Below are 20,561 nucleotides of genomic sequence, written 5' to 3'. Positions count from 1 at the left end.
GCCCGCTCGACCAATGTTCGTCCCATCATGCCGTCCGTTTGTTTTCGGCTCTCTTTTGGAACGATCGCTTGCGGGGGCCGTAATGTCACGCCCGTTTTGTGTCCAATTCCGGAAGGGCCTTCCGGGGTAAACCCCTGACTAGTGCTATTTACACAGGTCAGCGCGGTTTTTGAGCGTCTCAAACCCGCTGATTATGATGCTGAAATCTCTCGCCTGACATCTGCCCCGAGAGCCTGCATACGCTCGGCGAGATATGAGTGGCCACGGTCGATGAGATATCCCGATTCGATCACGGTCTCCCCTTCGGCGGCGAGGCCGGCGAGTACGAGGGCGATTCCTGAACGGAGGTCGTGAGCGGTCACCTGGGTACCGGTTAGCGGAGTCGCTCCGCGGACGACCGCGCTGTTCTCCTTCACCTCGATGTCGGCGCCCATTTTGTTCAGTTCGGAGGCCAGCGCGAACCGGCCGTCGAAAATGCGCTCGTGAATGTAGCTGGCGCCGTCGGCGAGGCAGGCGACCGTCATGATCGGCGACTGCAGGTCGGTGGCGAAGCCGGGATAGGTGTCGGTAATGACGTTGATCGGGCGCAGCGGGCGGTCCCGGCGGACGTGGAGGACCGCGCCGTGGTCGGCGAACTCCACCCCCATCTGCTCCAGCTTGTAGCGGACCACGCCGAGGTGGTCCAGGTTGGCGCCGACCAGGTTGACCTCGCCGCCGGTGATGGCCGCGGCCATGGCGAACACGCCCGCGTCGAGGCGGTCGGGCATCACGGTGTGCTCGACGGCCTGGAGCTCCTCCACGCCCTCCACGGTGATGAAACCGGTGCCGCCGCCGCTGATCTTCGCGCCCATCCGGCTCAGCATGTCGATCACGTCGAGGACCTCGGGCTCCAGCGCCGCGTTCTCGATCACGGTGGTGCCCCGTCCGAGGGCGGCGGCCATGATGAGGTTCTCGGTGCCGGTGTGCGAGGGGGTGTCCAGATACAGGGTGGCGCCCGTGAGACCGGAGGACTTGACGTGGATGACGGAGTCGCCCTCGTCCACGATCGCGCCCAGGCGCTTGTAGCCCAGGTAGTGGAAGTCCAGGTTGCGGCTTCCCAGGTTGCAGCCGCCGACGCCCTCGATGATCGCCTCACCGAGGCGGTGCAGCAGCGCGGGCACGAACAGCACGGATCCCCGGAAGCGGCGGGCGATCTCCGCGGGCAGAACCGGGCTCTTCAGCGTCGAGGCGTCGATCACCAGCGTGCGCTCGGCCTCGTGGAGCTCGACCTTTGCGCCGATCGTCTCGGCCAGCTCGACCGCTCGGCGCACGTCCTCGATGATGGGAACATTGCGCAGGACCGTACGGCCCTTGGCCGCCAGCAGCGCCGCACCGATCATAGGCAGAACGGCGTTTTTGGCACCCTGGATGAAGGCGGTTCCACGAAGTGGGTTGCCACCGCGCACGCGGTAACGGACCATGCGTCATGCTCCTTGCAAGTGATGTTTAAGTGATTCGTGTGGCAAGAGGCGGCAGCCGAGGTTTATCGGCCTACAGTAGCCGTTAGATGCGCCTGAACCGGCCACTTCGGGCGGGAACTACCCCTTGGACAGGCGACTAGTCCAGCGGTGGTGAGTTTCGGGGTAACGATTGTCCTTCCGCTCGACGATCTTCCCACACGGAAGCCCCGTCGACGCCGGTCCTCCGAAGGCCGGAAACCCGCCTGAACAGGGGCCGACCGATCAATGCGCGTGGTGACCCGCCCCCATTCTCCCGGCCGGCGGACAGCCGGAAGAGAAGGGCTCGACCTGGTCCTATCTGGTCCGGGTATTCGCGGCCGGAGTGAGCGGTGAGGCGGCGACCAGAAGGGAGTCGGCTCGCTGGTCGACAAAACGAGTGACGATCTGCTGGCCGTACCCGAACGCCATGGCCCAGACCAGAATCGCCGGCTGGGAGCCGAGCCCGGAGAAACCGGGAACAAAACCCGAGTTCAGGATCAGCAGGCCGAGCACGGCGGTGGCCACCCCCGCCGGCGCCTTGAGCAGGTTCTGGACCACCGCCAGCGAGTAACGGGTGGACAGCTCGGAGCGGGTCGAGATCGAGGCGGCGGTGGCCAGTGCCGCGCCCAGCATGCCGATCAGGGCGACGAGCGGGACGTCGCCGCTGCTGGGCGCCAGGCCGCCCGTCGGGCAGATCTGGGCGGGCATCAGCCCCTGGGCCCTGATCACCGACTGGTTGCCGCACATGGGGATGGCGTTCGGCCAGATCGCGCCGACGACCACCACGCCCAGCACGATCAGGGTCAGCATGACCACCCAGCCGAGCAGCAGGTTGCGGAAGTTGCGGACCCTGCCGGTCTCCATCGCCTGCGCGGTGTAGGCGGCCCGCAGGACCGACTGCATCAGTGGCCTGTCGCGCTCCTCCAGATCCCCGGCGGAGAGCCTGGCCTGGAGGTGGACCAGCCGGGGGTCGTCATTCGGCAGGTAGGCCCGGCCGATCGCCGACACCTCGGGACCGCGTCCGCACAGCTCCGCGGTCGGCAGCACGCCGTACAGCATCACGGTCGCACTGTTGACGTTTGACCAGGCGCCCTCGATGGCGTGACCGGTCAGCCAGCGCCGTACGCCGTGCCTGCCCCGGGCGTAGGACTCCGCGCGGGCCAGGTGCGTGCCGATGCCCTCCCCCACGGACAGCAACTGGCCGGCCTCCTCGCGCAGGGTCAGGGCGCGCTCGGTGTCGGCCTTGATCTCCTCGCTGCGCGTGGCGACGTATACCCGCCAGGTGCCCGGCCAGCGCAGCACGCCGGTGTCGCCGATCCGTTCGGGAACCGCTGGGTCGAGCGACATCGTTCCTCCGTGGGGGGCGGAGCGGCCAGGGACGGGCGAAGACTGCCCCCTGCCTTTCGGGACATGCCGATCAGGTGCTGCGTCCTGCGATGTCGGTGCGGTGGTGCGAGCCGCGCAACCGGATGCGGCCGACCGCCTCGTACGCTACCGCGCGTGCCGTGGCCACGTCCTGGCCTGTGCCGATCACGCTGAGCACCCGCCCGCCGTTGGAGACGATCCGGTCGCCGTCGAACGCGGTGCCCGCGTGCAGCACGTAGGCGTCCTTGACGGGGTCGGCGAGCCCCTCGACGACGTCGCCCTTGACGGGGTCGGCCGGGTAGTTCTCCGCCGCGATCACCACCGTCACCGCGGCGCCGTCGCGGTAGGACAGCGGCCCGAACCCTTCGAGCGTCCCATTCGCGCAGGCGAGCAGCAGGCCCGCCAGCGGCGTCTCCAGCCGGTCGAGGACGACCTGCGTCTCCGGGTCGCCGAACCGGGCGTTGAACTCGATCACCTTCGGGCCCTTGGACGTGAGGGCCAGCCCCACGTAGAGCACCCCGGTGTACGGCATGCCGCGCCCGGCGAGCTCGGTCATGGTCGGGAGGACGGTCTCGGCCATCACCTGCTCGGTGAGGCCGTCGGGAGCCCACGGCAGCGGCGTGTAGGCGCCCATCCCGCCGGTGTTGGGCCCCAGGTCGCCGTCGTAGGCGCGTTTGTGGTCCTGGGCGAGCTGGAGCGGCACGGCGGTGGAGCCGTCGCAGAGCGCGAACAGCGACACCTCGGGGCCGTCGAGGAACTCCTCGACGACGACCCGGCCGCAGGCGGCGGCGTGCCGCAGCGCCTCGTCCCGGTCGTCGGTGACCACCACGCCCTTGCCCGCCGCGAGGCCGTCTTCCTTGACCACGTACGGCGCGCCGAACTCGTCGAGGGCGGCGGCGGCCTCCTGCGGCGTGACGCAGGTGCGCGACCGCGCGGTGGGCACGCCCGCCGCCGTCATGACGTCCTTGGCGAAGGCTTTGGAACCCTCGATCTCCGCGGCCTGCCCGGACGGCCCGAAGCAGGAAATGCCCGCCTGCCTGACCGCGTCGGCGACCCCGGCGACCAGCGGTGCCTCGGGGCCGATCACGACCAGGTCCACCTCAAGCTTTCCGGCCAGCTCGGTGACCGCCGCCGGGTCGGTGGGGACCACCGGGTGCAGGGTCGCCACCTGCGCGATACCTGCGTTTCCGGGAGCACAGTGGACTTCGGTGACCTGGGGGTCTGCTGTCAGAGACCGGCACAGAGCATGTTCACGCCCGCCGGACCCAATCACAAGAACGCGCACGTTACAGAGCCTATCGGCCCCGGCGCCACCGCCCGCACTCTCTGTCCACAAGCTGTGGACAGAGAACTCGCCGGACGGCCGGGGCCGTCGCGCGCCGGTCCGATCACGACGGACCGCGACAAACTGCGATAAACCGCGACGAACACCGCCTGACCGCCGGGCACCCGTTTGATCGCGACGGATGTCGTCGTGCGGTCGCCCCGTCTTCAAGGGGTTTCCCCGAAGGGGTGATCGCGCCCCGCGAAGGTCGTCTCCGCCGGCTGGAAAGCCGGGACGGCGGCCGCGTCTCGACGGCTCCGTAAGCGGAGAAGCCATTCTCCAACCGGGTAAGCCCGGAAAGCCGCCTCGCTAGACTTGATAGGTGGGTGAATTTTGTCAGGTTATGCATGATCCCTGCATGTGGCTGCGGGTAGTCTGAGAGACACCCTGGATTCGTGTTAGATTTGGGCGGCTTTGCGTGTCTCCTGCTGATTGGAGGTGGTTCGGGATGTCCTCTGGCGATCCCAGCAGTACGTGCTCGCGCACATCTGCTGTGCGCACTCTCGACCACTCCACTTCGGCGCCCGACCGGCTCCGCACGCATTCCCACTTCGAACCGAGGTGACATCGCGTCGCGTGCGGATTCTGCCGGACTGGGCAGGAAAGGCTCGCCATGCGCTCCTCGCTCCTTTTTCCCCGCATCAAGCACGCCGGCGTGATTCGTGCCCCGCATGCCCCCACCGTCGCCATCCGTGACCGGATGACCGGCACGTGCGTTCCCCCGAGTGACTCACTCGTCGAATACGCCGCCTACATCGGCGGCAAGAGGATCGAGGCTCTGGGCATCCCCGACGCCCTCGATCTCGTCCGCGAGCACAACGCGGCCGTGCGGAGCGCCAACGAGGCGAACGCCGGCGAGAAGAGCAGCGAGAAGGGCGCGGACAAGGGCAACGCCTTCGTCTGGGTCGGTCTTCATGAACCCGACGCCCCCGAGGTCGAGTGGCTGGCAGAGGTCTTCGCCCTGCACCCGCTCGCTGTCGAGGACGCCGTCAAGGCTCATCAGCGGCCCAAGGTCGAGCGCTACGACGACTCGCTGTTCGTCGTCCTGAAGACCGTGGCCTACCTCGACCACGACGTGCTGACCGCGACCAGCGAGATCATCGGCACCGGCGAGATCATGGTGTTCGTCGGCCCCGACTTCGTGGTGACCGTACGGCACGGCAGGCACTGCCCGCTGTCGGATGTGCGCGAGCGCCTGGAGGACAAGCCCAAGCTCCTCAACCGCGGCCCGACCGGCGTGCTGCACGCGATCGCCGACCACGTCGTGGACCGGTACCTCGGCGTGGCCGACCTGATGCAGGCGGAGCTGGAGGACGTCGAGGCCATGGTCTTCGCCGACGTCAGCGCCCGCGACATCGGCCGGATCTACAACCTCAAGCGCGAGATGATCGAGATGAAGCGGTCCGTCATGCCGCTCCAGACGCCGCTGTCCACGCTGTCCCAGCGCCGGATGATCCCCTCCGAGATGCGCGAGTACTTCCGCGACGTCGTCGACCACCTGGCCCGCGTCTGCGAGCAGGTCGAGTCGTCCAACGAGCTCTGCAACTCCATACTGCAGGCGGCGCTCGCCCGTTCGAACGCGCTGGCCAACGAGGACATGCGGAAGATCTCCTCGTGGGTCGCCATAATGGCCGTCCCCACGATGATCGCCGGCATCTACGGCATGAACTTCGAGCACATGCCCGAGATCAAATCCATTTTCGGCTATCCCGTCGTGATCGGCGTGATGGTGCTCGCCTGCTCGCTGCTCTACCGGGGGTTCCGCCGCAACGGCTGGATGTGACCTCCGCGCCGGGTCCGGCTCACGCGGTGGACGCGACTCCGCGCCGGGTCCGGCTCATGTGCCGGACGCGACCTCCGCGTCGGCCGGGTTCCCGCGTCGGGCGCGACCTCCGTGCGGCTCACGCGCCGGATCAGGCCTTTAGGTGCCCGCATGGCGCATGGGAGTGATCGGCTCGGGCATGGGCATGCCCCGTTCGGCCCACAGGGCGCGGATCCGGTCGGGGTAGTCGGTGACAAGTCCGGCCGCGCCGAGGTCGAGCAGCTCGGCGGCCCGGCCGGGCTCGTTGACGGTCCATACGACCATCGGCAGGTCGGCCTTCTCGGCCCGGCGGGCGAACTCCGCGTCCACCAGCACGTGCTCGGGGGAGATCGTGGTGCCCCCGGCGGCCGCGGCGGCGGCGGGGATGTCGCCGTCGAAGTCGTCGAGCCGCAGGCCGTTGAGCCAGGCGCTGTCCATGGTGGCCCGCTCTATCAGCGCGTATCGCCGGGTCGCCGGGGCCAGAGAGCGGGCGATCTCAAGGATGCGCCAGTCGAAGCTGAGGATCGCCGCCCGGTCGAGCCTGCGGTGCCGGTCGAGCTCGGCGACCACCCGCTCGGTCAGCTCGCGGGGGTCGGCGCTGAGCTCCGGTCTCGTCGGATCGGACTTGAGCTCCACGTGCATCCGCACGCCGTGGGCGCCGTAGGCGTCCACCAGTCCCAGCACGGCCCCCAGGGTCGGCATCCGGGTGTTCGGCACGGGCACCTGGGTCGGGGCGAAACGGTCGTTCTCATGGCGCGGCAGCCGTACGCCGACCTCAAGGGTGTGCAGCTGCGCCAGCGTGAGCTCGCGGACCGGTCTGCCCACGTAGGGGAAGAGGGGGTCATCGTGGAAGGCCGGACGGACGTCGGCACTGGTGATCGGGGACACGGTGAGGTCGTGTGTGAGCACCAGCCGCCGGTCGGCCGTCAGCGCGACGTCGAGCTCCAGCGCGTCGACACCCAGCTCCAGGGCGTGGGCGAAACCGGGCAGCGTGTTCTCGGGACGGAGCCCGCGGGCTCCGCGATGGCCATGAATCTCGGCATGCACAGAGGGACCTTATCGACCTCCTGCGCCGATCACCCGCTACGGCTCACCTCTGGGGTTCCCAGGCGCGCGCCGTAGCGGGAAAAAATCAGATCAATGGGTTGATCTGGAGAGTCTCGGTGCGGCCGGGGCCGACGCCGATGGCGGAGATCCGGGCGCCGCTCATCTTCTCCAGGGCCTTCACGTAGGACTGCGCGTTGGCGGGCAGGTCCTCGAAGCTCCTGGCACCGGTGATGTCCTCCTTCCAGCCGGGGAAGTCCTCGTACACCGGCTTGGCGTGGTGGAAGTCGGTCTGGGTCATCGGGATCTCGTCGTAGCGGACGCCGTCCACCTCGTAGGCGACGCAGACGGGAATCGTCTCCAGGCCGGACAGCACGTCCAGCTTGGTGAGGAAGAAGTCGGTGACGCCGTTGATCCTGGTGGCGTAGCGGGCGATCACCGCGTCGAACCAGCCGCAGCGGCGGTTGCGGCCGGTGGTCACGCCGTACTCACCGCCGGTGGTGCGCAGCCACTCGCCCATCTCGTTGTCGAGCTCGGTCGGGAACGGTCCGGCGCCGACGCGGGTGGTGTAGGCCTTGATGATGCCGATCACGCGGGTGAGCCGGGTCGGCGGGATGCCCGAGCCCGAGCAGGCGCCGCCGCTCGTCGGGGAGGAGGAGGTGACGAACGGGTAGGTGCCGTGGTCGATGTCGAGCAGGTTGCCCTGGCCGCCCTCCAGCAGGACGACCTTGCCAGAGTCCAGAGCCTTGTTCAGGATCAGCGAGGTGTCCGCGATGTGCGGCTTGAGGCGCTCGGCGTAGCCGAGATACTCCTCCAGGACCTTGCCCGCGTCGATCGCCCGGCGGTTGTAGATCTTGGTGAGGATCTGGTTCTTCTCGTTCAGCGCGACTTCGATCTTCTGCTGCAGGATGCCCGGGTCGAGCAGGTCCTGGACCCGTACGCCCATCCGGTAGATCTTGTCCCCGTAGGCGGGGCCGATGCCCCGGCCGGTGGTACCGATCTTGGCCTTGCCGAGGTAGCGCTCGGTGACCTTGTCGATGGCCCTGTGGTGGGGCATGATCAGATGCGCGTTGGCGGAGATCAGCAGCCGCTCGGAGGAGACCCCCCGGGCCGCCAGCCCGTCGATCTCGCTCAGCAGCACGCTCGGATCGATGACAACGCCGTTGCCGATCACCGGGATGACGTTCGGGGAGAGCACCCCCGTCGGCAGTAGATGCAGCGCGTACTTCTGGTCGCCGATCACAACCGTGTGACCCGCGTTGTTTCCTCCCTGGTATCTGACGACGTAGTCGACCTGGTCGCCGAGCAGGTCGGTCGCCTTACCTTTGCCCTCATCGCCCCACTGGGCACCAAAGAGAACGACAGCCGGCATCGTGAATCTCCCACCACAAAAACGAAAACCCCTGGCGCAATCGCGACAGGGGCTCTTGCGTGGAGAGAATACCCGACGACGTCCGAAATGGGCATCTCCCAGCCAAGGAAGGACGATCCCTTGACCTCGGAGACTTCGGTGACCTGGGTGATTTTGGTGGGTTAAGCGACCTCTGAAGCCTCAACGATCTCGGGGATCCCAGGGCCTCAGAGGTCGCCGGGGATTCAGCGGCCGGTCAGTTCTTTGGAGGCCTCGGCGCTGGAATCCTTCAGGAACTGGAAGCAGCGCTCGGCCTCGTCCTTCTCCCCGATGGACTGGGCGGCGCGGGCCAGCGCGTGCAGGCATCGCAGGAAACCGCGGTTGGGGACATGGCTCCAGGGGATCGGGCCGTGTCCCTTCCACCCCGACCGGCGGAGCTGGTCCAGGCCGCGGTGGTAGCCGGTGCGGGCGAACGCGTACGAGGTCACGGCGTGTCCGGCCAGGAAGTATTCGTCCGCGAGGTCTGCCCATGCGGCCGGGTAGGTGGGGAAGCGCGCGGCGACGTCGGATGCTTGGGCGCCGGACTCCAGTGCCTCCCGGGCCTCGGACAGGTCCGGGAGCAGGGTGGGCGGCGGGCCGGCGATGAGATTCTCGTGCGATTCCATGACGACAGTCCTACCCGGTGAAGACGTGTCAGGCCAAGATCGGCCCTCGGAGATTTCTCTCCGAGGGCCGATTCGGGAGCCGGTTTCCGCTGGTTTCTCGCTAGGAGATCTTGGTACCCGCGGACTTCAGGTGCTGGCAGGCCTCGACGATGCGGGCCGCCATCGACGTCTCGGCGGCCTTGCCGTACGACCGGGGGTCGTAGGCCTTCTTGTTACCAACGTCACCGTCGACCTTGAGTACGCCGTCGTAGTTTCTGAACATGTGATCGGCGATCGGGCGGGTGAAGGCGTACTGCGTGTCGGTGTCGATGTTCATCTTCACCACGCCGTAGGAGATGGCCTCCTGGATCTCCTCCAGCAGCGAGCCGGAGCCGCCGTGGAAGACCAGGTCGAAGGGCTTCTCCTTGCCGTACTTGGCACCGACCGCGTCCTGGATGTCCTTCAGCACGCTCGGCCGGAGCTTGACGTGACCCGGCTTGTAGACGCCGTGCACGTTGCCGAAGGTCGCGGCGAGCATGTAACGGCCTCGCTCGCCGAGGCCCAGGGCCTCGGCGGTCGCCAGGGCGTCATCGGCGGTGGTGTAGAGCTTCTCGTTGATCTCGCCGACGACGCCGTCCTCCTCGCCGCCGACGACGCCGATCTCCACCTCGAGAACGATCCTCGCGCGGGCCGCCTTCTCCAGGAGATCCGCGGCGATCTCCAGGTTCTCGTCCAGCGGTACGGCGGAGCCGTCCCACATGTGCGACTGGAACAGGGGGTCCTGTCCCTTGGCGACCCGCTCGAGCGAGATGTCGAGCAGCGGTCGTACAAAGCCGTCCAGCTTGTCCTTGGGACAGTGGTCGGTGTGCAGGGCGACGGTCACGGGATATTTGGCCGCGACGACGCGGGCGTATTCCGCCAGCGCCACCGAACCGGTCACCATGTCCTTGATGGTGGTACCCGAAAGGAAGTCGGCGCCGCCGGTGGACACCTGAATGATGCCGTCGCTCGAAGCCTCGGCGAAGCCTCTGAGCGCGGCATTGAGGGTCTGGGACGAGGTTACGTTGATCGCCGGATAGGCGAACCCGCCCGCCTTTGCTCGGTTGAGCATCTCGGCGTAGACCTCTGGAGTCGCGATAGGCATCGGTGTCATCTCCCTGGAGACGGCTGTGAGCTGTTAACAGCTGGCGCGGGGCTTCGGACAATGCCCGTCCGCTAGTATTCCGGGTTCTGCCCCGGCCGGATAGCTTCGCAACCACTTCGAACGGTGCGATCTGTCGGCGGCGGGGCTCCGTCGCCGATAAGCTTCACGCTGATGGACCTCCTGCACAATCTCCTTGACCCCAAGTGGTGGCTCGGCCTTCTTGGCCCGTTCGCCACCATCGGGGTGCTCGGCATCATCTTCGCCGAGACCGGGCTGCTGCTCGGATTCTTCCTGCCCGGCGACTCTCTGCTTGTCGCCGCGGGGGTCTTCAGCACCGTCGAGGCGGCCGCGGCCATTCCCGGGCTCACGCCGCTCTCGTTCCCCGTGCTGCTGGTCCTGGCCCCGCTCTGCGCCATTGCCGGGGCACAGCTGGGACATCATCTGGGCGCCACATTCGGCCGCAGGCTGTTCGACAAGCCCAACTCCAAGCTTTTCAAGCAGGAGCACGTCGACAAGGCCGAGTATTACTTCCAGAAATTCGGTCCGGCCAAGGCCGTGGTGCTCGCCCGGTTCATCCCGATCGTGCGCACGTTCCTCAACCCGGTCGCCGGCATGCTCGGCATGGACCGCAAGCGATTCTTCCTGTGGAACTGCGTGGGCGGCATCCTCTGGACCGACAGCATGTTGATTTTCGGCCGCGTGGTCGGATCCGCGGTGCCCGACATCGACAAATACATTCTGCCGGGCGCCCTCGTCATCATCGTGCTCTCGCTCATCCCGATTGTCATGGAATTCGTGAAGGGCCGTAAGGGTGGCGGTTCCGGTGCTCCTGAATCCGGAGGAAAGCACCGTCTGGGTGCTCCTACCACCCCGGCCAGGCGAGACATCCAGCCGTAACCGATGTGACCGGTCGGTCGTAAGACACCCTCACCAGCCGCTAACCTCCACAGTGTGGGACGCCACAGCTCTGATCCGATGGGTGTCGCCCGACTGGTTCTCGCAGGTCTGGCGGTGCTGGCGTTTGTTGCCCTGATCGTGGTCGGCGTTCTCTCGCTGGTCGGCGCGCTGGACCCCGACCCGGAATCGGTCGCGCTGCCCCCGCCCCCGGCCTCCTCGCCCGCGGACGTCACCCCCATGGCCGTCGCCTCCACGGGCCCCACAGCCTCCGCGGCCGCCCCCACGGCGTCCGCCGCCGCCTCGGGGCGGGTCCCCACGGTCCTCGTCCAGTGTGAACGGGACCGCTGCCCCATGGTCTTCCTCAAGGTCGTCGGAGGCGACGTGCTGCTCAACCGGGAGATGGTCAAGGACGAGCAGGCCCAGTCCTTCGATGCCAAGATCGACGTGGTGCTGGCAGACTCCACCGCCGTCCGCGTCCAGGTGAACGGCGCCGTCCGCCCCCCGGGCAAGTCCGGGGAGCGTCAGGAATTCACCGTCTCCCGAGACGGGTGACTCAGCCCAGGCCGAGGTCATCCAGGCTGTAGGCGGTCCTGTAGGGCAGGCCTGCCTCGGCGATCGCGGAGGCGGCTCCCCGGTCCACGATCGTGGCCACGGCCACGACGTCGGCGCCCGCCTCGCGCAGCGCCTCTACCGCGGTCAGCGGAGATCCGCCGGTCGTGGAGGTGTCCTCCACCGCCAGCACCCGCCGTCCCGTCACGTCCGGTCCCTCGATCCGGCGCTGCATGCCGTGCGCCTTCTGCGTCTTGCGGACCACAAACGCGTCGAGCTTCCTTCCTCGCGCCGCCGCCGCGTGCAGCATGGCGGTCGCCACCGGGTCGGCGCCCAGGGTGAGCCCGCCGACCGCGTCGTAGTCGAGGTCCTCGGTGAGGTCCAGCATGACCCGGCCCACCAGCGGCGCCGCCTGCCCGTCGAGGGTCACCCGGCGCAGGTCCACATAGAAGTCCGCCTCCTTACCGGAGGACAGCACGACCTTGCCGTGCACGATGCCCTTGCTCTTGATCTCGACCAGCAGGTTCTCACGATCACTCATGGCATCAAGGTTAGAGCGGACCACAGGACACTCGGTTCGAACCTGGTCCCCACGGTAAAAATCCGATCGGGGTTTAGTCGTGCCATGGGCTGCGGAATCATGCGGTGGGTAACTCTCGGTATTTATGAGGTCACAATGAGCGCAAATCCATCTCAAGGCGACGCTGAACTGCTGGCGGCGACCCGCGCGGCGGACGCGGGGGCTGCGGGGGTTGTGGAGCCTGTGGAGGCTTATTACCTGCTCTACCGGCGGCACGTGTCCGCGGCCTGGGCGCTGGCCCAGCAGCTTGTCTCGGGCGCGGCCGAGGTCGAGGACGCGGTAGAGGAGACGTTCACCAGGATTCACCACGTGATCGGGCGGGGCGGTGGTCCGGAGCGGGCATTCCGGACCTATCTGCTCACCGCGCTCCGCCGTACGATCCATGATCGATCCGAGAGGGACAACGGTCGGACGTCCGACGGGGAGAGCCGTACGATCCGTGATCGATCTGCGAGGGAGGACGGTCAGGCGTCCGGTGGGGAGATCGGTACGATCCATGACCGATCTGGGAGCGAGGGCGGTCAGGGGTCCGGTGGGGAGATCGGTACGATCCATGACCGATCTGAGAGGGAGGACGATCAGGCGTCCGGTGGAGAGATCGAGTTCTCCGATCCGAAGGTGCCCTTCGTGGATCCGACTCTGGCCCATCTGGAGCACTCGCCGGTGGCCAGGGCCTTCCTGTCCCTGCCGGAGCGGTGGCAGCTCGTCCTCTGGCACGTTGAGGTCGAGTCGGGCAGGCTCGACGACATCGCCGTTCTGACGGACCTTACGGAGAACGGGGTGGCCGCGCTGGCCTACCAGGCTCGGGAGAAGATGCGTCAGGCCTGCCTGCGGATCCACCTGGCCGAGACGCCCTCCCCGGAGTGCCGCTCGATGCTGCGCAAGATGGGGCACCATGTGCGGGGCGGCCTGGTCAAGGACGAGAGCCGGGCCGTGGACGAGCACCTGAACGGCTGCCCCGACTGCCACGCCGTGTTCGTCGAACTGGCCGGTATGGGCCAGAGCCTGCGTGCCGTCGTCGGTCCGCTCATCGCGGGTCCGGCGTTCGCCGGATACCGGACGGCGCTCGGCAAGATGGGCGCCACGGCCGGAGGCGGGGTGCCCGGCTGGTGGCGGCGGGCGCCCAGATCCCGGCGGCGGGTGACCATGGCCGGAGCGGCGGCCACGGCGGTTGTGGTGGCGGCGCTCGCGCTGGTGTCGGCCGAGGAGCCGTCGCCCTCGTCCGTCGCGGCGCCGTTGGTCGTGACCCCGGATCCCGAGCCGCAGGCCCCGTGGCCGTCTCCCGGCGGGGAGGCAGGGAGAGGTGGGGAGGCAGGGAGACGAGAGAGCCCCGGGCCCGTGGCGCCACCCGTACGCGAGCCGAGTCCCGGAGGTGGGACGGATCTCCACGGCGAGACGACTCCTGGAAACGCGACTCCCGGAAACACGAGTCCCGGAAGCGCGACGCGTCCTGGAGGTGGGACGAGTCCCGAAGGTGAGGCGCGTCCCGCAGGTGGCACAGGTCTCCAAGGAGAGGCGAGTCCCCGGAGCAAGGGGAGTCCCGGCGGTGGGGCGAACCTCCGGAGCGAAGCGAGTCCCGGGGGTAAGGCGAGTCCCGGGGGCGGGGCGAACCTCGGGAGTACGGGGAGTCCCGGGGGTAAGGCGAGCCCCGGCGGTGGGGCGAACCTTGGGAGTACGGGGAACTCACGAGGTGAGGCGAGTCCCGGGGGCAAGGGGAGTCCCGGCGGTGGGGCGAGCCCCGGGAGTACGGGGAGCCCGCGAGGTGAGGCGAGTCCCCGGAGCGGGATGAGCCTCCGAGGCGAGACGAGTCTCCGAAGCAAGGCGAGTCCCGGAGGTGGGGCGAGTGCCCGGGGTAGGACGGACTCCCGGGGCGCGGCGGATCTGGAGCGGCAGACGAGTTCCACGTCCCCGTCAGGCCTGGTCGCCAGGATCGACGCGCTCGGTGCGCTGGTCAGGTCCGAGTCAGGCATCGTGGCGGTACGGCTGCGCAACTCCGGCGGCGGGGAGAGCGGCGAGCTCGTCGCCGACGTCGGCCTGCCGGGCGGGGTGACGCTGCTGGCGGGGGCCAAGCGAGGGCGGGCGGCCGCCGTGGTCACGCCGGTCGGCACGGTCGACGGCTGGTCCTGCCGGGTACGGGCCCGAGGCGCGCGATGCATTCGGGGCCCGCTGGCGGCGGGCCGGGCCACGGCGGTGTTCCTGCGGGTCCTGGTCTCGGCGGCGGCGGTCGAGGGTTCGGCGCCCTCGGTCACGGTCTCCGCCGAGGGATCGCGGATGACGGCCAGGTCGAGCCGCGGGGTGCGGGCCACCGGCGCTCCCGCCCGGTTCGCCACGGACGGCCAGGTGGTCACCTCCGCGATCGGGAACACCCTGATGAGCTGCGCGTATGCCGGTTCCGTGTGCTCTGCCGCCCGCTCGCGCACGAGTGACCGCCGGGACAACAACGATTGGGCGATGCGTCCTTTCGACCAGGACGGAGACTCCTCGACGACAAACTCGAGCGCCGCCCAGCTGCTCCTGCCGAGGACGAGCAAACTGGTCTGGGCCGGTCTCTACTGGTCGGGGAGCGCGCCTTCCAGCGGGCAGATCAAGTTCAGGGCGCCGGGAGACGAGAGATACCGGCAGGTGAAAGCGGCGCGGGTGATGGAGAGGGAGCTGCCTGCCGGCCGGAGATACCAGGCGTTCGCCGACGTGACGGGGCTGGTGGACGAGGTCCGCGGAACGTACTGGGCGGCCGACGCCTCGCTGCGGCCCGGCGTCTCGCAGCACGCCGGATGGAGCCTGGTGATCATCGTGGCCGATCCGAGCCGGCCGTACAGCCAGGCCGTTGTCGTCGACACCGCCACCGTGCTGGACGGGAGGCACCGATCGGTGCGGGTCCCTCTCGACGGGCTGACGTCCACCGGCATGCCCGCGCGGGTGGCCCTGGTGACCTGGGAGGGCGACGCGGCCGTGCGGGGAGACAGGGTGACGCTGGGCGGCCACACGCTCCGTCCGGACAGCGGGGACAGGGATCAGGGCAATCCGTTCGACGGATCCGCCACCGGGGCGAGGGACACGAGCATGACCTTCGGCACGGACGTGGACGGTTTCCAGGCGACCCTCGGGCGGGATCCGGCGCTCACGGTGAGCACCCGTCAGGACGTCTTGCTCTTCGGGGCCGCGGTGGTGAGTGTCCAGACGCGTCCATGACGGGAACGGCGAGCGTCCGGATCGGTCCGTGAGAGCGGTGGTGTTCATGTTCACGCAGGTGGCGAGCGGGTTTCGGGAGATCGTGACGGGGGTGAACGGTAGGTGTCGGGAGGGGGCGGAGGGATGGACCGGTCCCGGAAAACGAAGGGGGAGGTGGCGCCGGGATGAGGTGAGTAGACCTCGCGGGTGGCATCTCAAGAACGGGACAAACTGGTACGGTCTGCGTAAACGGTCCGGCGTATGGGCGGGCGCGGGTGGAATCGTCGGGATTCACCCTCGGACGATCAGCTGCTTGATTACCCTGAGGAAGGGCCGTCTATCTGGTCTCTCCGGGGTTCCTTCAGACTTGTCTGAGTCCAAGGGTCGGGCCACGTAAGAAGGGCGGTGTCGCGTGGATCGCTGCGCGCTGTTCGTGGACGCTGGCTACCTGCTGGCCGACGGCGCGATGGCCGTGCATGGGACCCGCCATCGCGAAGCAGTCTCCTGGGATTACCCAGGCATGCTCCAAATGCTCAACAAGCTCTCCATGGAGCGCACCGGCCTGCCGTTGCTGCGCTGTTACTGGTACGAGGCGACCGTCGAGGGCCGCCGCACACCCGAGCACGACACGCTGGCCGACATTCCCGGCCTCAAGCTCAGGCTGTCGCGCATCCGCCCCGGCCGTCGCGAGGGTGTGGACGCCCAGGTTCACCGTGACCTGATGACGCTGGCCCGCAACAGCGCGGTCTGCGACGCGGTGGTGGTCAGCGGCGACGAGGATCTGGCGCAGGTCGTCTGCGACGCCCAGGACCTCGGCATCCGGGTCACCGTGATACACATCGCCGCCGACGGCAGCTGGGCGGTGTCCCGCACGCTCCGTCAGGAATGCGACGACCTGATCGAGATCGGCGGCAGCCACCTGCGGCCCTATGTCAGCCTGAGCGGCGGCACCATGGAGTCGCCCGCCCTGGGCAACGGTCTCCAGCAGATCGCCAACAGCCAGAGCAGCGGTTCGCACAGCGGCAACGGCCAGGGCAGCGCCTCCCACGGCGGGTCTCACAGCGGCAACGGTCAGACGGGTGGCTCCCACAGCGGCAACGGCGCCGCGCCCACCAGTCCGATTCCGGCGGCCCAGACCTCTCGCGCGGCCCACTCCCAGCCCGCGCTTCCGGCCTATCCGAGCTACACCCGCGAGTCTCCGGCGCTTCCGGTCCAGCCGCCTCCGACTCCTCCGGCCCCGCCCCCCGCGGCTCCAGGCGGCCCGACCGGTCCGCTGACGGCTGCCCCCCAATACTCCTTGGGCAACACCGGCGGCATGCCGGGCTACCAGGCATCCCAGCTCGGTGCCTACACCGGGCCCCAGGCGGCTCCCGTGCCGATTCAGACCGCGGCCACCAGCGGCACGACCACCCTCTCCGACGCGGTGAAGGCCGCGCACAAGGAGGGTCACGACTTCGGTGAGTCCGTGGCCAAGGACGCGCCCGCCCTGTGGCTGGAGGCGGTGCTGGCCCGCAAGCCTCGCATGCCCTCAGACCTGGAGGCACGCCTCCTCCAGGGCTCCTCCCTGCCGATCGACTTCCTTCTCCACGACGAGGTCCGTCACGCCCTCCGCAGGGGCTTCTGGGACGCCCTCGAACGCGCCCGCCGCTAACCACTTCCTCAGGGCCGGTCGCGGGTCACCCCTTTGGGCGCTCCCCGAGCGGCCCGCAGCTATCGCGCGGCCCTGAGATTTCGGAGTGACCGCTTGCCGGTCTCCCGGGACGCCCCTGGCGCCGGAACCCGCGCGGCCCCCGAGGCCGAGCGGTCGGTCGCGGGCCGCCTTCCGGGACCTCGTGGTCCGATGCTCCGGTCAGGTGAGGGCGTCGAAGCCGGCGCGGAGGTGTTTGAGGCGGTTGGACAGGTCGGACAGCGAGCCGGTGAGGCTGGAATCGCCGCCCTTGCGGGCCAGTTCGACGACGCGGGTGAGCTCGTCCTCGACCGCTGTGAGGCGTTTGGAGAGCTCGGGGAGCACGGCTGCGTGCTCGGCGGCGTCACCCGGCGGCAGCTCGGTGTTCAGGCGCTCGCGGAGCATGGTGGCCTGCTCGGCCAGGCGGCGGTTCATGTTGTAGAGCTCGACGAACACCGCGACCTTGGCCCGGAGCACCCAGGGGTCGAACGGTTTGGTGAGGTAGTCGACGGCACCCGCCGCGTAGCTGCGGAAGGCGTAGTCGGGGGCGCTGTCGACCACGGTCAGGAAGATGATCGGGATGTTGCGGGTGCGTTCGCGGCGTTTGATGTGGGCCGCGGTCTCGAATCCGTCCATGCCCGGCATGCGGACGTCCAGAAGGATCAGGGCGAATTCGGTGCCGAGCAGGGCTTTGAGCGCCTCCTCCCCCGACTTGGCCCGGATGGGCATCAGATCGAGCGAGCTCAGGATGGCTTCGAGCGCGATCAGGTTCTCCTCCCGGTCGTCGACCAGGAGAATTTTGGCTCGCTCCGGCATCGATCACACGCCTTCGTTCGAATCGGTGGCCGGCTTGCCCCGGGTGAGCCATCCGCGCAGGCGTTCGAGCAGGCGGTCGACATCCACGGGCTTGGGTACGTAGTCGGAGGCGCCGGAGGCGATGCTCTTCTCCCGGTCGCCCCGCATGACCTTAGCGGTAAGCGCGATGATCGGTAGATCGGCGAACTGCGGCATCCGGCGGATCGCGGAGGTGGTGGCCCAGCCGTCCATCTCGGGCATCATGATGTCCATCAGGACCAGGGCGACGTCCTCGTTGCGCTCCAGCTGCTCGATGCCCTCGCGGCCGTTCTCGGCGTAGACCACCGTGGATCCGTAGCGTTCGAGCACGCTGGTCAGCGCGAACACGTTACGGATGTCGTCGTCCACGATCAGGATCTTGGCCCCGGTCAGCGGGTCCTCGCCCTTCCACGGCTTGCCCTCGCCCTGTGAGAACGGGGGAAGGGACAGGTCATCGGAGAGCGGGATGTCGGGCAGGTCGTCGGGGTCCTCCAGCACTCCGACGAGGGCCGGGTTGCGGGGCGAGGAGTTGGGCGCGGTGGCCCCGCCGTCGCGCGAGGCCAGCGGGCCGCCGTAGGACGGCGGCAGGTAGAGGATGAAGGTGCTGCCCTCGCCCACCTTGCTGACCACGTGGATCTCGCCGCCGAGCAGGCGGGCGATCTCGCGGCAGATGGAAAGGCCCAGGCCCGTCCCTCCGTACTTGCGGCTGGTGGTCCCGTCGGCCTGGCGGAACGCCTCGAAGATGACCTCCAGCTTGTCGGCGGCGATGCCGATGCCGGTGTCCACCACCTCGAAGGCCAGTATGCCGTCGGCGCCGCGCAGGGTGTCGTCCACGAAGGCCACCGCGGGCTGGGCGCGGATCACGCGTAGCCGTACCTCGCCCTTGGGGGTGAACTTGATCGCGTTCGAGAGCAGGTTGCGCAGCACCTGCTGGAGGCGTTGCTCGTCGGTGCGGAGCTCCTGCGGGATCGACGGGTCGACCTCGACCGCGAACGAGAGCCCCTTGTCCTGGGCCAGCGGGGCGAAGGTGGCCTCGAAGTAGTCGACGAGCTTGGGCAGGGAGATCTGCTGGGGGTGGACGTCCATCCGCCCGGCCTCGACCTTGGACAGGTCGAGGATGTCGTTGATCAGCTGGAGCAGGGCCGAGCCGGCGCCATGGATGGTCTTGGCGAACTCCACCTGCTGGGCGGTGAGGTTGCCCTCGGCGTTCTCGGTGAGCAGCTTGGCCAGCACGAGGAGGCTGTTCAGGGGAGTGCGCAGCTCGTGGGACATGTTGGCCAGGAACTCGGACTTGTAGCGGGAGGAGACCGCGAGTTGCTCGGCGCGCTCCTCCAGCGTGCGGCGCGCCTGCTCGATCTGGAAGTTCTGGATCTCGATGGCCCGGTTCTGCTTGGCCAGCAGCGCGGCCTTGTCCTCCAGCTCGGCGTTGGAGCGGCGCAGCTCCTCCTGCTGTCGCTGGAGCTCGTCCGAACGCTCCTGCAGCTCGGTGGTGAGGCGCTGCGACTCGGTCAGCAGGTCCTCGGTCCGGGAGTTGGCGATGATCGTGTTCATGGTGACGCCGATGGTCTCCACGAGCTGGGTCAGGAAGTCGTGGTGGACCTCGCTGAACTGGTTGAACGAGGCCAGCTCCAGCACGCCGAGCACCTGGGTCTCGAACAGGATCGGCAGCACGACGATCTGGGCCGGGGTCGAGGTGCTGAGGCCGGTGTCCACGGTCAGATACCGGGCGGGGACGTTTCTGAGCATGATCCCCTTACCCTCCATCGCGGCCTGTCCCACGATTCCCTCGCCGGTGGCGAAACGCTGGCGGGGATGGGAGCCGGGACGCGCGCCGTACCCGGCGATCAGGTGCAGATCATGCTCGCCGAAGGGATTCGCCAGGTAGAAGGCGCCGTAGTGGGCCGAGACCAGGGGGGTCAGCTCGCTCATGATGAGCTTGGCGACCTCCATCAGGTCGCGATGGCCCTGCATGAGGCGGGAGATGCGGGCCAGGTTGGACTTGAGCCAGTCTTGTTCCTGGTTGGCCGTGGTGGTGTCGCGCAGGTTGGACACCATCGTGTTGATGTTGTCCTTGAGTTCGCCGATCTCTCCTTCGGCGTCGACGGCGATCGAGCGGGTCAGGTCGCCGCGGGCGACCGCGGTGGTGACCTCGGCGATCGCGCGGACCTGGGTGGTGAGGCGGCCCGCCAGCTCGTTCACGCTCTCGGTGAGCCGCTTCCAGATGCCCTCGGCGCCCTCGACCCGTGCCTGGCCGCCGAGCTGGCCCTCCGAGCCGACCTCGCGGGCCACCCGGGTGACCTCGGAGGCGAAGGAGGAGAGCTGGTCGACCATGGTGTTGATGGTGGTCTTCAGCGCGAGGATCTCTCCCTGCGCGTTCACGTCGATCTTGCGGGTCAGGTTGCCGTTCGCGACGGCGGTGGTGACCTCGGCGATGTTGCGCACCTGGTAGGTCAGGTTGTTGGCCATGGAGTTGACGTTGTCGGTGAGGTCTTTCCAGACGCCGGAGACGCCGCGGACGCGGGCCTGGCCGCCGAGCTGGCCCTCGGTGCCGACCTCGCGGGCGACGCGGGTGACCTCGTCGGCGAACATCGACAGCTGGTCGACCATGGTGTTCAGGGTGTCCTTGAGCTGAAGGATCTCGCCCTGGGCGTCGGCGGTGATCTTCTTGGACAGGTTTCCCTGGGCCACCGCGGTGGACACGGCCGCGATCTGGCGG

15 protein-coding genes are annotated in these 20,561 nt (G+C 68.4%); 5 read left to right on the top strand and 10 right to left on the bottom strand.

The annotated features are described in order from the left end of the window. Nucleotides 1–191: 191 nt before the first annotated feature. From murA to purD, 3 genes are all read right to left on the bottom strand, one after another. A complete protein-coding gene (gene murA, locus CHC08_RS30870; RefSeq protein ID WP_089210904.1) occupies nucleotides 192–1,460 on the bottom strand; it encodes a UDP-N-acetylglucosamine 1-carboxyvinyltransferase in 1,269 nt (422 codons plus the stop codon). A gap of 333 nt (nucleotides 1,461–1,793) precedes the next feature. Then, nucleotides 1,794–2,825: a hypothetical protein gene (locus CHC08_RS30865; RefSeq protein WP_089210903.1), complete on the bottom strand. Its 1,032-nt coding sequence runs from the start codon at nucleotides 2,823–2,825 to the stop codon at nucleotides 1,794–1,796. Nucleotides 2,826–2,895: 70 nt separating this feature from the next. Further along, complete coding sequence (purD, locus tag CHC08_RS30860) at nucleotides 2,896–4,128, bottom strand: phosphoribosylamine--glycine ligase (RefSeq protein ID WP_089210902.1); 1,233 nt, start codon at nucleotides 4,126–4,128, stop codon at nucleotides 2,896–2,898. Between the two features lie 652 nt (nucleotides 4,129–4,780). Between purD and corA the strand changes: the two genes are divergently transcribed. Then, entirely contained in the window at nucleotides 4,781–5,950 is a 1,170-nt protein-coding gene (corA, locus tag CHC08_RS30855; RefSeq protein WP_089210901.1) for a magnesium/cobalt transporter CorA, read from the top strand. A 138-nt stretch (nucleotides 5,951–6,088) separates the two neighbouring features. On the opposite strand, the gene CHC08_RS30850 is transcribed toward corA, so the two are convergent. The 4 genes from CHC08_RS30850 to fbaA all read right to left on the bottom strand — a co-directional run bounded on the left by CHC08_RS30850 (nucleotide 6,089) and on the right by fbaA (nucleotide 10,151). Then, nucleotides 6,089–7,015 (bottom strand): glycerophosphodiester phosphodiesterase family protein, encoded by a 927-nt coding sequence (locus CHC08_RS30850; RefSeq protein ID WP_089210900.1) that lies wholly within the window; start codon nucleotides 7,013–7,015, stop codon nucleotides 6,089–6,091. Nucleotides 7,016–7,100: 85 nt separating this feature from the next. Next, a complete protein-coding gene (locus CHC08_RS30845; protein ID WP_089210899.1) occupies nucleotides 7,101–8,384 on the bottom strand; it encodes an adenylosuccinate synthase in 1,284 nt (427 codons plus the stop codon). 224 nt (nucleotides 8,385–8,608) lie between these two features. After that, entirely contained in the window at nucleotides 8,609–9,028 is a 420-nt protein-coding gene (locus CHC08_RS30840; RefSeq protein ID WP_089210898.1) for a DUF3151 domain-containing protein, read from the bottom strand. Between the two features lie 100 nt (nucleotides 9,029–9,128). Continuing rightward, nucleotides 9,129–10,151, bottom strand: a complete 1,023-nt coding sequence (gene fbaA, locus CHC08_RS30835) for a class II fructose-bisphosphate aldolase (protein WP_089210897.1) — start codon at nucleotides 10,149–10,151, stop codon at nucleotides 9,129–9,131. Nucleotides 10,152–10,322: 171 nt separating this feature from the next. Here fbaA and CHC08_RS30830 point away from each other — a divergent pair, with 171 nt between their 5' ends. Together CHC08_RS30830 and CHC08_RS30825 are read left to right on the top strand one after the other, a co-directional pair. Next, on the top strand, nucleotides 10,323–11,048 hold the full coding sequence (locus CHC08_RS30830; RefSeq protein ID WP_089210896.1) for a DedA family protein: 726 nt from the start codon (nucleotides 10,323–10,325) through the stop codon (nucleotides 11,046–11,048). Nucleotides 11,049–11,126: 78 nt separating this feature from the next. Further along, the gene (locus CHC08_RS30825; RefSeq protein WP_089210895.1) at nucleotides 11,127–11,600 is read left to right on the top strand and encodes a hypothetical protein; all 474 of its coding nucleotides are present in this window, start codon (nucleotides 11,127–11,129) and stop codon (nucleotides 11,598–11,600) included. 1 nt (nucleotide 11,601) lies between these two features. On the opposite strand, the gene pyrE is transcribed toward CHC08_RS30825, so the two are convergent. Beyond that, nucleotides 11,602–12,138 (bottom strand): orotate phosphoribosyltransferase, encoded by a 537-nt coding sequence (pyrE, locus tag CHC08_RS30820; RefSeq protein ID WP_089210894.1) that lies wholly within the window; start codon nucleotides 12,136–12,138, stop codon nucleotides 11,602–11,604. Nucleotides 12,139–12,273: 135 nt separating this feature from the next. Between pyrE and CHC08_RS51790 the strand changes: the two genes are divergently transcribed. Together CHC08_RS51790 and CHC08_RS30810 are read left to right on the top strand one after the other, a co-directional pair. After that, a complete protein-coding gene (locus CHC08_RS51790) occupies nucleotides 12,274–15,366 on the top strand; it encodes a sigma factor (protein ID WP_245878662.1) in 3,093 nt (1,030 codons plus the stop codon). Between the two features lie 391 nt (nucleotides 15,367–15,757). Next, nucleotides 15,758–16,996: an NYN domain-containing protein gene (locus tag CHC08_RS30810; RefSeq protein WP_089210892.1), complete on the top strand. Its 1,239-nt coding sequence runs from the start codon at nucleotides 15,758–15,760 to the stop codon at nucleotides 16,994–16,996. Between the two features lie 198 nt (nucleotides 16,997–17,194). Here the strand turns inward: CHC08_RS30810 and CHC08_RS30805 are convergent, their stop codons facing one another. Further along, the gene (locus tag CHC08_RS30805) at nucleotides 17,195–17,827 is read right to left on the bottom strand and encodes a response regulator (RefSeq protein ID WP_089210891.1); all 633 of its coding nucleotides are present in this window, start codon (nucleotides 17,825–17,827) and stop codon (nucleotides 17,195–17,197) included. A 3-nt stretch (nucleotides 17,828–17,830) separates the two neighbouring features. Continuing rightward, nucleotides 17,831–20,561 (bottom strand): ATP-binding protein (locus CHC08_RS30800; protein ID WP_089210890.1); only part of this gene is annotated, 2,731 nt, incomplete at its 5' end.

It is taken from the genome of Streptosporangium subroseum (assembly GCF_900188345.1).
Lineage (GTDB): Bacteria > Actinomycetota > Actinomycetes > Streptosporangiales > Streptosporangiaceae > Streptosporangium > Streptosporangium subroseum.
Note: the sequence above shows the minus strand (reverse complement) of the source record. Positions and strands in the feature narration are given on the sequence as shown.